General features: G+C 34.7%; 13 protein-coding genes and 1 pseudogene. 9 read left to right on the forward strand and 5 right to left on the reverse strand.

Features of this window, described 5'->3' with window-relative positions; all coding sequences use genetic code 11:
* The 4 genes and pseudogenes from A3GE_RS11240 to A3GE_RS0106995 form a co-directional block, all read left to right on the forward strand.
* Positions 1 to 211, forward strand: a 211-nt coding sequence (locus A3GE_RS11240) for an ATP-binding protein (RefSeq protein ID WP_018356542.1), incomplete at its 5' end; no start/stop codon positions are given.
* 80 nt (positions 212 to 291) lie between these two features.
* A pseudogene (locus A3GE_RS12545) lies at positions 292 to 510 on the forward strand (hypothetical protein); the annotation flags it as partial.
* A 9-nt stretch (positions 511 to 519) separates the two neighbouring features.
* Complete coding sequence (locus tag A3GE_RS0106990) at positions 520 to 1,647, forward strand: WD40 repeat domain-containing protein (RefSeq protein WP_018356543.1); 1,128 nt, start codon at positions 520 to 522, stop codon at positions 1,645 to 1,647.
* Between the two features lie 110 nt (positions 1,648 to 1,757).
* Positions 1,758 to 2,222 (forward strand): hypothetical protein, encoded by a 465-nt coding sequence (locus A3GE_RS0106995; RefSeq protein WP_018356544.1) that lies wholly within the window; start codon positions 1,758 to 1,760, stop codon positions 2,220 to 2,222.
* Between the two features lie 21 nt (positions 2,223 to 2,243).
* Here A3GE_RS0106995 and A3GE_RS0107000 read toward each other — a convergent pair whose 3' ends face one another.
* Together A3GE_RS0107000 and A3GE_RS0107005 are read right to left on the reverse strand one after the other, a co-directional pair.
* The gene (locus tag A3GE_RS0107000) at positions 2,244 to 2,666 is read right to left on the reverse strand and encodes a hypothetical protein (RefSeq protein ID WP_018356545.1); all 423 of its coding nucleotides are present in this window, start codon (positions 2,664 to 2,666) and stop codon (positions 2,244 to 2,246) included.
* 3 nt (positions 2,667 to 2,669) lie between these two features.
* Positions 2,670 to 3,707, reverse strand: coding sequence for an IS1595 family transposase (locus A3GE_RS0107005; protein WP_018356546.1), 1,038 nt, complete (start codon positions 3,705 to 3,707; stop codon positions 2,670 to 2,672).
* Between the two features lie 131 nt (positions 3,708 to 3,838).
* On the opposite strand from A3GE_RS0107005, the gene A3GE_RS0107010 reads away from it, so the two are divergent.
* The 3 genes from A3GE_RS0107010 (at position 3,839) to A3GE_RS0107020 (ending at position 7,405) form a co-directional block, all read left to right on the forward strand.
* Positions 3,839 to 4,171 carry a helix-turn-helix domain-containing protein gene (locus A3GE_RS0107010; protein WP_018356547.1) on the forward strand — a complete coding sequence of 111 codons (333 nt, stop codon included), beginning with the start codon at positions 3,839 to 3,841 and terminating at the stop codon, positions 4,169 to 4,171.
* A gap of 191 nt (positions 4,172 to 4,362) precedes the next feature.
* The gene (locus tag A3GE_RS0107015; protein ID WP_018356548.1) at positions 4,363 to 6,333 is read left to right on the forward strand and encodes an HsdM family class I SAM-dependent methyltransferase; all 1,971 of its coding nucleotides are present in this window, start codon (positions 4,363 to 4,365) and stop codon (positions 6,331 to 6,333) included.
* The gene (locus tag A3GE_RS0107020) at positions 6,323 to 7,405 is read left to right on the forward strand and encodes a restriction endonuclease subunit S (protein WP_018356549.1); all 1,083 of its coding nucleotides are present in this window, start codon (positions 6,323 to 6,325) and stop codon (positions 7,403 to 7,405) included. The genes A3GE_RS0107015 and A3GE_RS0107020 overlap by 11 nt, the downstream gene beginning before the upstream one ends.
* A 121-nt stretch (positions 7,406 to 7,526) precedes the next feature.
* Here A3GE_RS0107020 and A3GE_RS0107025 read toward each other — a convergent pair whose 3' ends face one another.
* Together A3GE_RS0107025 and A3GE_RS0107030 are read right to left on the reverse strand one after the other, a co-directional pair.
* A complete protein-coding gene (locus tag A3GE_RS0107025) occupies positions 7,527 to 8,699 on the reverse strand; it encodes a hypothetical protein (RefSeq protein WP_018356550.1) in 1,173 nt (390 codons plus the stop codon).
* Positions 8,699 to 9,670, reverse strand: a complete 972-nt coding sequence (locus A3GE_RS0107030; RefSeq protein ID WP_018356551.1) for a nucleoid-associated protein — start codon at positions 9,668 to 9,670, stop codon at positions 8,699 to 8,701. The genes A3GE_RS0107025 and A3GE_RS0107030 overlap by 1 nt, the downstream gene beginning before the upstream one ends.
* A gap of 478 nt (positions 9,671 to 10,148) precedes the next feature.
* Here A3GE_RS0107030 and A3GE_RS0107035 point away from each other — a divergent pair, with 478 nt between their 5' ends.
* Both A3GE_RS0107035 and A3GE_RS0107040 read left to right on the forward strand, forming a co-directional pair.
* Positions 10,149 to 11,288, forward strand: a complete 1,140-nt coding sequence (locus A3GE_RS0107035) for an IS1595 family transposase (protein WP_018356552.1) — start codon at positions 10,149 to 10,151, stop codon at positions 11,286 to 11,288.
* 343 nt (positions 11,289 to 11,631) lie between these two features.
* A complete protein-coding gene (locus tag A3GE_RS0107040) occupies positions 11,632 to 12,765 on the forward strand; it encodes a WD40 repeat domain-containing protein (RefSeq protein ID WP_018356553.1) in 1,134 nt (377 codons plus the stop codon).
* 125 nt (positions 12,766 to 12,890) lie between these two features.
* Here A3GE_RS0107040 and A3GE_RS0107045 read toward each other — a convergent pair whose 3' ends face one another.
* On the reverse strand, positions 12,891 to 14,819 hold the full coding sequence (locus A3GE_RS0107045; RefSeq protein WP_018356554.1) for an LTA synthase family protein: 1,929 nt from the start codon (positions 14,817 to 14,819) through the stop codon (positions 12,891 to 12,893).
* Between the last annotated feature and the right edge of the window lie 100 nt (positions 14,820 to 14,919).

The following is a 14,919-nucleotide window of genomic DNA, read 5'->3' on the forward strand; positions in this document are numbered from 1 at the left end:
TAGTCAAAAAGGTGGGGCATTACTGTTTCATTTAATGAGTCAACTTCATGAAAATACCAGTGTTATCATTACGACAAACCTTGAGTTTTCAGAGTGGGGCACCCTATTTACTGAGGCAAAAATGACAAATGCACTTTTAGATAGGTTAATTCACCATTGCCATATTTTAGAAACGGGTAATGAATCTTATCGATTTAAACATCGTAATTAAGAAATAATAAAAGTGGATCACTTTTAAAGGATCTTTGTGGTTCAATTTTGGAAGATCATTGACAATCAGACCTGAATCCTAACAAAAAGGTTACATTCTTCCCACAAATTATTGATGATCCCAAAGACCAAAATAATAAAATACCTTATTTTATTACTCATTCAGCTATGCGTGAATGGGAATATGAATGGGAGGGAATGTGGGATAGAAATAAAGTATTTCCTTTAATTTATGAGAAGAGTTACAAGGAGTGGATTATTGATAGAATTACTGAAAACCCAAAGTTTGGGCGTTATTAGGAGATAGAGATGAAATTATTAAATTTATTTGCTTTAATTATCCTTTCCTTTTTTGCTATTGGCTGTAATTCAATGTCGGGTGTCGTATCACTGGGTGTTTCTAGCGATGGTAAATACGCTATTAGTGCACATGGAAAAGATGAATTAGTGCTATGGGATTTAACCAAGAAAGAAAAGAAACTTCTAGCTAAAAATGCCAATCCATACAGTGCTTATTTTATTCCCGATAGCCACGAGTTTATGTGGCAGGATAGCAATAATGTTGTTCATATCCAAAATGTTGAGGGCAAAGAAATTTTACAATTTCCACATTTTAAAACAGAAGGACAAGTTATATCAGCAGACAAGTCATTTTATTTGTCTGCTGATGAATGGGGGAAATTCTATAAAGGACACGGTAAAGATTTAGTGCCAATTTATACCGATGCCCCAATTAGCCCAAGTCAGCCCTATACCTTTTCGATTGTCGGTGATAAATTTTTGTCTGTTGGAAATGGTCGGCGTGGTCGCAATGGTGAAGCAGCTGAAACCAAATTAACCGCCAATCCGGTCAACCCTGATAAATATAAAAAAGACAGTTATCAAGGTGTAACTTTGTGGGATAAAAATACGTTAAAACCTCTTGCAAGGTTATACGGTAATTCAGGTCCGACATCAGGAAAAATTAGTCCTGACGGGAAATGGATTGTAACAGGGAGTATCGATAGAGCCAAATTAATGTGGGAAATGAAAAAACTAAATCATAGAGAACGCCTAGTTGATCTAGATGGTATTTTTAATACAGAAACTAAACGTCTTGACAATAGCAGTATATTACCAATACCTAAGAAATTTACCACAAAGCAAATTGCTTTAACTATACCTTCTCAAATTGTTTTTGTAACTGAAGAGGATTTCATAGTATTTTCTCAGAATTCCAAAAATGAACTAGCCCTACTTTATACAACAGGCGATCCTTGGATAAAAGCCTATGTAGAAATAGGAAATAAACCTGAAATATCAAGGGGGAATTTAAGTATCGCCTCCGCTTATAAAGCCAATATTCTTGTTACAGGACAATACGGACGCGGCGGAATTAATGTCTATAAATATCACCCCAACACAAAAGAACTGGAAAAAATTTGGGTGGCGGATTAATTAAAAGTGCGGTTGAAAATGTCGGTATTATGTAGCAGTTGCACAAAGATTTAATTTGTTGTTTCTGCTACATTTTCTTATCTTTTATGTACGAAAGGTAAGAATAGTCAATGACAAAACAAAAATCAACTTTGGAAAATGCGCTTAAAGAAGCGATTGAAGAAATTGAAACCGAAAAGAAAGAAATAGCAGCGCAAATCAAGCAACTCCATAAAGAATTAAAAGATCTTGATCGGAAGATTTCAGACTATCGTGTGGCATTAAATCACGCAAAAGGTCGAGAAGAACCGACTTTACCTTCAAACCCAAAATTTAGAAATCTTCGCTTCCAAACTTCACCTCAAGAGTTGATTGCTCAGGTACTAAAACAAGAGCCTTCAAAATGGTTAAGTGTGAAGGAGATTACATATCAGGCGATGAAGTTAGATGGGCAAGAGATTGAAGAAGTTATACCATATAAACAATCACAAACGATTGCTTGTACATTAAACTATTTAAAGTATAAATCGTTAGTGGAAAAATGCTTAATAGATAACTCACAACATTGGCGATTGAGAACACTTGAGCAAGGATAGTAAATAGCGGTAGAAATACCGCTATTTTTGTTTCCATTGCCAGTGAACCTCATTTCGGCTGATTTGAGTCCTATTAACCCATTCTCTTTTATAAAACTCATTCAGTTGTTTACGAACGGAATCAAGATGCTTTTCAGACGGTGTATCAGGATTTTGTTCAATATCAAAAATTCGCTGCGTGAGTTCGGCAATTGTAAAGGCTTTGTTGGGTGCTTCTCGCATCATTTGTACGATGTATTTACGAATTTTCCCTTTAAAGAGCTTATATTTGGAACGGTACACAAAGTTGTCCGTATTATAAAGGGCTACATCACTTTCCTGTTGAGTAAGCTCAATAGCACGTTTTAATGTGGCAATGTTCGCATCAAGTAACGCAAGATGATGTAATACTTGTTTACGCTCAAATTCAAACTCTTTGAGTTTCTTATCTAAGTTATATGCCATAATCTACTGCCAAATCACTTCTTGATGAATAATTTTACGTTGCCAATAACTGCACCATTCATTGTTATCATTGGTGGTTTTCAAACATCGGCTTAATACATCAATAAACTGCGCTTTATTTGAGGTACGGCGATTGTCCTCACGGTACGCAATTTCGTTAGCATAGTTAAGTAGGTACTCGTTGCTGATACGGTGAACTTGTCCGTAATACATACGTTTGAAACGACTAAATAGACTTTCTGCCTGATTGTTCGTTACACCTAAGTCACTACGATATTCTTCTTTATGGTTGACAGTTCTCAAGTCACAGTAAGGTAATAGCGCATCATAAGCCGTGCTTTCATCGGTATTGATTTGCGTATTAGGTTTAATGAATTTGTCAGCAAAGCTTTTCACTACCGATTGTGATTCAGTATGCGTTACAAAAACATGAGAACGTTTTGCCCCACAATGCAGCGCATTACTGGCTTTTTCTTCTGGCGAATAATGTTCACGTGCAACCATTACACAACGTTTATCAGGATTCTGATTTTCCTTTAAACGATAGTCAATGCGGTCAGATTTCTTGTTTGTTTTACGTGGTGCAGGGTGAACATAAGTACCGTCCATATCCACTACGCCTGAAAGGGGTTTCATATCACGACTTTCTAATAATGCCTTGCGGAATTTATGTGATAAAACAAATGCCGTGCGAGGATTAAGTTTTGCATTACGAGCTAATTGAAGGGAAGATAAGCCTTTGACGGCATTTACCCACTCCATTAAAGCATAGAGATAAACCTTCATCGGTTTCTTGCGATTGGCAAAAATGGTGCCAGAAGTGACACTAAAAGTGTGATTACAATGTTTGCAGCGCCATTGTTTACGTGTAGAAATATAATAAGGCTTGTGTTGTACCCCACATTTAGGACAAGTGATAAACTCTTTACCACCCCATCTTAATTCACAAAGCAAATCATACGCTTCTTCTTCCGAGAGTTGTGCTATCTCGTAGGAAGAAAGCGTGCGAGCTTTGCTAGAAAGTAAGAAATGCTGAGTCATCGTCTTGTTTGAAATTTATGTTAATAGATATTTTAAATATGCTCAAACGTGATAAAATGCGTTTAAACTGAAAACAAATATACGCTCATTTGCGTAATTTGTCAATTGTGAATTGAAAATGGAACGCTCAAATGTGTATATCAGAAAGATTAAGACAAGTTTGTGAAGCTAAAAATTGGAAAATTACAGATTTTGCAGAGCAGGCAGGAATAGCTTATCGCACGATGCAAGGTTATATCGGTGGTGAACGTGAACCCAATGCAGAAGGAATGTCAGGCATTGCTAAAGCCGGAGTTAATTTGAACTGGCTTGTGAGTGGTGAAGGTGAGATGTTTCAAGATGTAACGCAAAAAAATACTATCTCAGAGCAAGAAGGAAAACTGATTGCTGATTATCGCGCAATGCCTGAAAATTTAAAGGATGCCTTTGCTATTTCTTTTAAAGAAATATCAGAAAAACAATAAATACTAATTTTACACTAACTCAATAAGGAACAAAAATGTCCCTACAAGCCTACAAGCCTACAAGCCTACAAGCCTACAAGCCTACAAGCCTACAAGCCTACAAGCCTACAAGCCTACAAGCCTACAAATAAATTATCATCTATCAAAGAAAAATCTTGCAAATGTATTTCTGGCGTTTGGGGAGATTTCTAATGGATAGAACATCAATAATTAATCGAATTGGAATTAAGTACCATACTTCAAATATTGAAGGTGGTGAATATAGCTACGTATCAGAAGCTGGAAGTAAACAAGCTCTAATTGATGCTTTAGGCTGGAAACCAAAACACTTTAAACTTGATATTCGCTTTGAGTGTGATGATGTAGTTGTTCTTGTCGAAACAAAGCAGAAATTTGTTAAATCAGATGAAGACCAGTTAAAAGAATATCTTGCAGAAGAAATAGCTTTACATAAAAATAAGAAAACTATTTGTATTTTGGCTAACACTCAGAATGATAAGATTAAAGTGTGGAAGTATTCTATTGAAGATGATAGTTTTCTTGAAGATGAAAAAACTATTGATTCAATGGAACATTATGTTTCGTTATTTTCAGAAAATAAGCAAAATGACAGAGAGTTAGTTCTTAGGAATACTTATGAATTAAATGAGTTATTGCACAAAAAAGATATTGATGAAAAACTTAGAAGTCAATTTGTAGGAACAGCTTTACTTTACATTAAAGATATTGTGAAGAGAAAAAACATTACTTTATCTGATAAAGAATCAGTTAGTTTATTAAAAGCATACTGGGAGGATTTATCAGAAAAATTAATTTGTGCAGGAGTGGAAGAGACTCTTGAAGGATTATTGAATGGATCAGAAAATAAAACAAAGAAAATAGAGTTAATTCAAAATAACATTCTTAAAAATCAGAAAGTAAAAAGATTAAAAATATCTGACTGGGTCGAGATTTTACTAAAAATAACTAATGGTATTTATGCTTATATTGATACGCAAAGTGCTGAAGGTCAAGATATTTTAAATCTATTCTTTATTGCCTTTAATAAATATACAGGTAAAGCTGATAAAAATCAGGCATTTACTCCAGATCATATTACAGAATTTATGTGCCGAATTACTGATATGGATAGAACAAAAAGAGTTTTTGATGGCACATGTGGATCTGGCTCATTCCTTGTTCAGGCATTAGTTAAACAACTTGCCGATTGTAATACCATGAACACAACATCGGAACAAAAAATGTCTTGGTCCGAAACTGTAAAACGAGAGCATATATGGGGAATAGAAATCGAAGAAAATGCTTATGGTCTGGCTACCACTAACATGTTAATACATGGTGATGGTAATAGTAATATTAAAGAAGGTGATTTATTCAATAACAAAAAATTTATAAAATCCGCTAATCCAGATATTATTTTAATGAATCCTCCATATAACGCCAAACCTATGAACATTCCATTTTCATCTGTTTATCTTATCAATTCAGAATTAGATGAGGATAAGATAGAAGGCACATGGCAAAAAAAAGCTCTCAAAGGAAAGGAGGATCCAACAAAAGGCTTTGTATTTGTTCAATTTGTATCTAATTGTATAAATGAAATAAATGTTGAATTATTAGAAAAAGGAAAATCAAAGAAGAATGTAAAACTTGCTGTATTATTACCTGTTGCGGCAGCTATTGGCACAAGTTCAATTCTTACTGAAGCTAAACATAAAATTCTTGAAGATAATACTCTTGAAGCTGTTTTTACTCTCCCAAATGAAATTTTTTATCCTGGAGCATCAGCTTCTGCCTGTTGTATGATATTTACTCTTGGAAAACCACATGTAAACTCTGATGGAACAAAATCTAAAACGTTCTTTGGATTTTATAAAAATGATGGTTTCAAGAAGAAAAAAAACTTGGGGCGTATTGAACAATTTGATGAAAATAATAATAGCTTATGGAAACAAATTGAAGAAAAGTGGATTTCAATGTATCGAAATAAAACTATTGTTGATGGTTTATCAGCAATGGCAGAAGTTGATGGAAATGATGAGTGGTTATGTGAAGCATATATGAAAACAGATTATACAACTCTCACAAAAAACGATTTTCAATTGACATTAAATAATTATCTTTCATACAAAGTTAAAACAGGACAAGTTTATGAATCTTAATGTAGAAAACTGGAAACCGTTTAAAATTGGTAATTTATTTTCATTATTTCAAAATGGAAAAGCTAATCAAGGGTTACTTCAAGATGGCTTAGATTGTTTTTATGTAGGAGCAAAGAAAGATGATAATGGAGTAATGTTTACATGTAAACGAGATGAAGAGCTTGTACAAAAGGGAAATTGTATAATATTTATTTGCAATGGTGAAGGTTCTGTTGGATTTTCTAACTACATGGATGTGGATTTTATAGGTACAACAGATATTGTTGCAGCTTACAATAGTATTTTAAATGAAAATATAGGTACTTTTTTGACAACAGTTTTTAGTAAAGAGCGACCAAAATATTCATTTGGAAGAAAATGGAAGAAGTATTTAAAAGAAACAGAAGTTTTATTACCTACAAAGTATAATTCTGATGGTACATTGTTAATGGATATAAATCTTGAATATTCTAAATATGGTTATATACCAGATTGGGATTTTATGGATAATTATATAAAATCTTTATCATATAAACCTTTAACAACCAAAAATAATAGTAGAGAAATTAAGGACCTTAATATACAACTTTGGAAAGAGTTTAGAATAGGAAAGTTGTTTAAATGTGAAACAACAAAAATGTTAATTAAAGATGAGCTAGAGGATGGTAGTATTCCATTTATCTCTCGTTCAGCAGAAAATAATGGATGTATAGGATATGTCGATGCAGATCCAGAATATATAAATAAGCAATGTTGCTTAACTATTGGTGCGGAAGGAGTTTATAGTTTTTATCAGGATGTGGATTTTGTAGCAGGTAACAAAGTATATACATTAAAAAATGAAAACCTTAATGTCTTTAATGCAATCTTCATTAGTACAATTCTAAATAGAGATGCTTACAAATACTCTTATGGAAGAGCTAGAATTTTAAGCAAGCTAAAGCAGGAAATAATAAAGCTTCCAATTATAATGAATAAAGATAATCTGCCATTTATAGATATCAAAAGAAGGTATTCTGATGATGGATTTCTACCTGACTGGAAATTTATGGAAAATTATATAAAATCTTTACCTTATGGAGATAGATTATAAAAAATAGCGAGCTTAAGCTCGCTATTTTTATACTTGAAAACTGAGCAGATAAAGTATTGGTAAAAAGTGTTTTTACACTACTTAAAAATGTTTTATATACTGAAAACTGCTATATTAAATTTTATACACAAAATATTTGAAATGTTTTAATTGTTAATAAAAACCTTATAAAACCATAAGCAAAACAACCAGTTAAGGATAAAAATAAAACTCTATATAAATGTCTCTGTTTTCTAAGTAATTTACTTATTCTAACTTTATCTTCTTCCCATTGCCCTTTTAATTTTCCTGGAATTTTGCCTTTACCCTCAAATCGTTCAACATCTTGTCTAATGTGATCGAGAACTAATTTTTGGTTAGATAACCCATAACCACATATTATACAATAGAGCATAAGGGCAAGATAAATCAACCAGTTATCTGCTGATTTTAGAGCTGAAGGCACAGCAGTTAGAAATGGTAGTCCTAAAAACTGAGGAAGTATTTTGCTAATCGTATCGTTGATTTTTGTTACAAATTTTTCAGTATTCTCTTCTAGCTTTTTAACAAATTTCTCATAGCTAAAGTTTTCAAGGTATAAGGCATATTGAGCTTGTACCGATTCACTGATACGAGCAATCTGTTGAATTACATCTGAAAAGTTGGCATCAGAAGGTAAAGAATCTGATAGCACAAAAGCTAGTATTGATTTTTTCTCATCAGTATGGCTACTCGTCTCTTCATCATTAAGCCACTCCTGAAAATCAATAATTAATTTACGTTGTTCATCGCCCAAATTTCTGATGAGTTGAATAAATTCGTTTAGTTTAATAGTTACATCAATGGATAATTCAAAGGTCTTTTTGCTAAAGAATATAAGCTTCTTGTTTACCACATCTGTATAAGAGTCCATTGCGATCAATTGTCGCAAGAAATCTCTGACTACTTGATAAGACTTTAAAATAGGGACATTCTCATCGAATGAGGCGATATTTTCGGATTTAATGAAATAAGGAGCATTAGATAACGAATCGTTATTGAATTGAGTTATATCACCTTTTATGAAATCATCTAGTTTATTGAAGAAACGCCCAAATTGTGGCTTAGGCGTTCCGAAAATAAGATTCACTTTTGCCCCTAGTTCAGGCTTACTTTCAGATTCCAACATTGTATCTTCATAATTGTCATCGGATAATAGCCGATTGAGCATTTCTAGCTGATCTTCCGTTTGAATACAAAAAAGACGTTTTTCCGAACCGATTAACGGATCAGATTCACGATAAATTTGTATAAGCTCGGAAAAGGTAACGCTCATTATTCAAATGCTTCTAATAACTCTAAAGTTGGATTATTGACGATAATTCTACCATTATCTGTAGAAATTTGCCCCTCTGAAATTGCTGTTCTATCAAAAGATAAACGCCAGTTCTTAGTTTTTCCCACGAAAGTAATTAATCGTTTAAGTGCAGTCTTATCTGGTGTAAAACCATCTTGCACCCCCGTCTCCACATTACTTAGTTTTTCTTGTAATAACTGAGGATTGCTCGGATAAACTCGATTAGTAAATTCCTCTGTATTAAATGAACCACCAATATTGCTAATATCTGCCAGATAAGACTTTACGTCATTAAAGAATGCTGTTTTTTGCTCTAACTCATAACCTTGTTCACGAGTAAATTCTTCAAGCAAGACTACTAATTTTTTAGTTTCTTCTCGTGCAACAAGAGCATCGTTACAAGATAAAAATTCTTTAAAGTAAACAGATACATCACCTTGTCCTTTAAGGAAACTAATATAACGAGTTTCATTTGCTTGCCAAGCAGTTAAATCAATACGTCCAGCGTATTTGAGATGCTCAATATCCAGCATTTCGTTTTCTAACATTTCCCAGTTTTGAGCAGAGAAACCAACACGGTCAGCTAAAATGGCAATTAATAGGTAATTGCTGTCTTGATTTTCATAATGCGCGATAAATACTTTTCCACCTGTTGCAAAAGGTTGGCTTTGAATCTTTAGTAGAAGAGTATTCATCATTCTTACTGTTAAGCGTTGAAAGTCATCATCTCCCAAATAATCATTTAAGAATCTAGGCATTGGGAAATTGTCTTTATCACTATCAAATGAACCAAATCCTTTACCTGCTCGTACTCTATATGCTTTTGTTAATGTTTCTAAGAAATTGTGATGAGCTTCATTTGGGGTAAGCGGACTAGGGTTAAGCTCTAACTTAGCTTCACCGTTTTGCTCTTTATGTAAGATGTGGTAAGTAATATGTCTTATTGTCATAATCGTATCTTATCTTGCCATGAAAAAATTGAGGTTTCATTGCATTATAAGCTAATTTGAAAATATATTAACTAAATAGTTAATTAAAAATACTAAAAGGTGGGTAGTAAAATAAGATATCCCCTCAAAGGCATTGTTTTACTTGACGAATCCACAATTTAGGATTACATTCAAATCTCATTCTTTAGGGAAAAACTCCCTCCGAGAATGACTACAATTTGCCAACGAAACAATTATTTTGCCTTTAGCTTCCCTTAAAATGGGGAAGATAGATAAACCGCAAAAATTGAGCATCTTGCACATTATGGGCGAATGCTGCAATGAGTTTATCTAGGCGCTTAGTTCACAAATTTTCTTGTGGCAGTACGGTATTCGAGGCATAAACGCTTTGAGCCGATCTGATTTTTCAGATGGGCGTTTTTTTGTGTCTAGCGTTTAGCAAATCTCGAATGCCTTGTACTACACAAGGAAATTCGCAATGGCTCAACATTATTTACTTTCAAGCAAATCAAAAAACATCAATTTAAAAGATATTTTACGCCTTACAGAAGAAGATGCTTTCCACCTTTTAAAAACTCACCGTTGGGGAAACCCTGATAATGTTCGTGATGTATGCTGTCCGCATTGCGATATTCGCCACGAAGCCTATTTCCTTGCTTCTCGTAAACGTTGGTGTTGTAAACATTGCAAACGTCATTTTTATATCACAACGAATACAGCCTTTGCCTTTCATAAAGTTGATTTAATCGATATTCTTGCTGTCATCTTAATGATGGTAAATAGCTCAAAAGGCATTAGTGCGATTGATGTTAGTCGTCATCTTAATTTGAACTACAAAACGGCATTTGTACTTTGTGGGAAAGTTCGCGAAGCTTTATTTAAAACGCGCGATTTAAGTCCATTGTCAGGCGAAATTCACGAAGATGGAATGTGGATCAACTTTACCTTGCGTCCAACTAATTTTCGTAAAAACAATCATAAACAACGTCAAAAAGCCGATGAGAAAGGTCGCAAATATCCTAAATTTAGAACGACTAAACGTTGTCTATTCGCTATTACACAACGTGCTGCAAATGATAGTAATATATCTGGAGCAAATCGTACCATTGTTGCAATGGATTACACCGAAAATGCGGATACTGTTTTTGCATTGAATCAACGCTTTGTGAAAGCAGGCAGTGATATTATGTGTGATGAAAACCCTGCTTATAAAAGTCTTGATTTTCACTACACCCGTTGGTCGGTGAATCATCAAGAGGCTTATAGTGCGAAAGGTGTAAATAATAACCTTGCGGAATCTTTTAATGCCAGAATGCGCGACTTAATGCGTGGTACACACCATAAAACCGATAATAAATATGCCTTACACTATGCCAATCAAGCTGCATTCTTTTCAGATAACCGCCGTAAATCAAATGGGGAACTCTTTGAAGATGTCCTCAAACGTTGCTTATGGGTATTGCCGCTCAAAGAATGGATCGGTTACTGGCAAGGAAATCATCGTGAAGGTGAGCTTCTCGGTATGAAAGCCTTTTTTGCACCTAACGAAATTTCATCACACTACTTTAAGCGACTTGAAGAACAAGCTGCATACGATGAAATTCTGATGGCAGCATAGAATCTTATAGACGCGAATAGACTTAGATAGAAAGAAATAGCTTACCCGAATGAAGGTTGAGCGCAATATCTACGCCTTGAGTTTGAAAAAATGGAAAATTGATGTGAAAAATTGCGAGGTTGAAGTTAGAATTTGAGGTAAAAGAAATGCCTTTCACAATTTTCATTCGGAAAGGCATTCAAATTTATGCGGTAAATTAGTCAATTTTCGGACTTTGTGCAACTGCTACATAATACCGGAAAATGTGGGTGTTTTTAACCGCACTTATTTTAAGCTAACCGAAAGATTATTGAGATGAAATTCCTCATAATTCAAAGTTTGGGCGTTATTAGGAGAAGATAAAATGAAAAAATTAATTAAATTATGCCTTAGTTTTTTCTTATTAAGCATACTTTCCGCCTGTGCCAATCAACAACCGCCCGTGCATTCGCTCGGCGTTTCAAGTGATGGACGTTATGTGATTAGCGCACATCGCGGCGGAAAACTCTTTTTATGGGATATTCAAAAGAAAGAGAAAAAACTCTTAGCTAAAAATGCGTTTTCTTATAGTGCTTATTTTATTCCCGATAGCCACGAGTTTATGTGGCAGGATGGCAATAATGTGGTACATATTCAGAATGTTGAAGGAAAAGAAGTTTTACAATTCCCTCACTTTAAGACGGAAGGACAAATTATGTCTGCCGATAAATCTTTTTACTTATCCGCCGATGAATGGGGAAAATTTTATAAAGGATATGGCAAAAATTTAGTGCCTATTTATACTGACGCACCAATTAGCCCAAGTCAGCCTTATACCTTTTCGATTATCGGTGATAAGTTCTTATCGGTTGGAAATGGATGGGATGGTCGTAACGGTGAAGTAGCTGAAACCAAATTAACTGCCAATCCGGTCAACCCTGACAAATATAAAAAAGACAGTTATCAGGGGGTGACATTATGGGATAAAAATACATTAAAACCATTAATAAGATTTTACGGCAATACGCTTTTAACTACTGGAAAAATTAGTCCGGATGGGAAATGGGTTGTTACCGGTAGCACTCATCGTGGACACTTTATGTGGTCTATACAAAATCCATATAAACGATTAGGTGTAGCGAAGCCTGAAAGTGGTATATATAACAATGAAACGAAATCCAGAGATACGAGCAAATTGCTACCAATTCCGCAAAAATTTGAAAAATTACAAACAGCAAAATTATTTGAGGTATTATCTGTTGGATTTTTATCTGATAAAGATTTTATTTTAATTGATAGAGATAGAAATGCTCGAATTCATCCTATTTATACTACTGGCGATTCTTGGATGAAAACTTATGTTGATTTAGGTGATAGAAGAGGAAGTTCCCAAAGCAATTTAAGTGCTGGCTCATCTCCTAAAGCGGGTATTTTGGTTATAAGTCAAGGTAGTGGAATTGCCGTTTTCCGCTATCACTCGGCAACAAAAGAACTGGAAAAAATTTGGGTGGCAGATTAATTAAAAGTGCGGTTGAAAATGAGGGCGTTTTTAACCGCACTTGTTTTAAGCTAAGTAAAAGGTTATTGAGATGAAATTCTTGTTTTGTGTATTTGCTACATAATACCGTTTTTTATCTCATCACTTTACTTATTTTCATCTCCCGATTGGTACAAGCGATTTTTATATAAATAACTTCCCAACAAAGCATACGCCAGTGCTTCTTGTTTAATTTCTTCCGATAGGCTTTTTTCCGTCAGCGTTTCTGTTTTTTTGTCGTAATAATAACCTTGTGCAGTTTTGTTTGGCATTTGAATAACCACATCACGGTTTCCTTTCATTAACGCTTGCATTTGATCAAATTGCATGATGGCACGATCCGGATTGACATTTTGCGTTAAATCATAACCAATCATAGGATAATTCCCACTCACGCCCGCTAAAGACAACAATGTTGTCGGCATATCAATTTGGCTAACTAAACGCTTATCGCGGCGTGGTTCAATTCCCTCGCCTAAAATTAATGCCGGAATATGGAAATTTTTAATCGGTATTAAGGAAGCACCGGCAGCTCTTGAATCATGATCAGCAATCACTAAGAAAATCGTATCTTTCCAATAATTGGATTTTTTCGCTAAATTGAAAAAATGTCCAATAGCGTAATCCGCATATTTTGCCGTATTATTTCGCGTGGCTTTAGGTTGTTCGTAGAGTTCAATTTTACTATCCGGAAATTCAAAAGGATCGTGATTACTGGAACTGAATACGAGACTGAAAAAAGGCTTCCCCTCATCTTGTAGCTTTGTAAAAGTTTCATCCGCTTTATCAAACAAATCCTCGTCACTCACACCCCAAGTGGAAGTGAATTTCGGATTTTTATAGTCTTGCTGATCAATAATCGTTTTAAATCCATTGCCGTAAAAAAAACCTGCCATATTATCAAAGTGCTTTTCACCGCCGTAAATAAATGAAGTCTCATAACCTTGTTTACCTAAAAAATCGGCAATGGTGAAAAAATTATTTTGTGCGTTATTGAGTTTGACCACTGCACGAGCCGGCGTTGGCGTAAAACCGGTGGTTATCGCTTCAATGCCCCGCACGGAACGGGTTCCCGTAGCATAGATATTTTCAAACAACCACCCTTCTTTGGCTAATTTATCAATATTCGGTGAAAGGGGTTTGCCGCCCAACGTACCGATAAACTGAGCACCAAGGCTTTCTTGTAATATGATGACAATATTTTTAGGCTTACCTTGATAAGTCGCAGTATTTTTAGTTAATGTTGGGAATTTTTCAGAAATATAGTCATTCATAGATCTATTACGATTTAATTTCACGATGCGTAACATTTCATCCGTATCCATTTTGCCATATATTTCAGAGGATTTTTCTTCATCCTTAAATTGCTGTGCGGCATAAATGACCGAATAACCTGAATTTAATACTAAAGAATTCACTAACCCATCGGAAGAAAATGCCACCATAGCCGGATTAATCCCACGGTGTTGGAAGCTTGAGCGCGCACCGATAAAACTCACCCCAATTACCACCAATGCCATTATTGGGCGAACTTTCCAACTCATTGGACGTAAATCTTTCACCGCCCAGCCGGAAATTTTCCAATAAACCAACGTAGCCAACGCAGTAAAAACAAGGCTAAAAATAACCGCACTTAAATGCCCTTCCATCAGCATCGAAAAGACTTCTTTAGGATAAATTAAATACTCAATAAATAGGCGGTTTGGTCGATAATCGTAGGTTTCAATAAATGCCGGCGTAGCAATTTCCATAAAAAGAATAAAAACACTACCGAATGTCAGCCAAATCCGTAGGATCTTTTTCCATAAACTACTGGTGTGGAAGAAGATCGTGAATAATGCCGGAACACCAAATAAATAGCATAATGCCACTACGTCAATACGTAATCCTTGTAGGAATAACGTCTCCCAACCATTTACGGAGGAAACACGTTCCATCTGCCATAAAGATAAGCCCAAGCGGGACAAGGAAAAAATAATGAGGTTAATAAATACAAAAATAACGATTGGAAATAGGGGGGAACCTGTGTTTTTCATAAAAAATATTCTTATTGTTAAGGATATTATGCTCAGTAAAGATTCCTTAATCTTTGCTCAGCCGCTTGCTTGATTTCATTTGGTATGTTGTTTGAAATCA

It is taken from the genome of Rodentibacter pneumotropicus DSM 21403 (assembly GCF_000379905.1).
GTDB lineage: Bacteria > Pseudomonadota > Gammaproteobacteria > Enterobacterales > Pasteurellaceae > Rodentibacter > Rodentibacter pneumotropicus.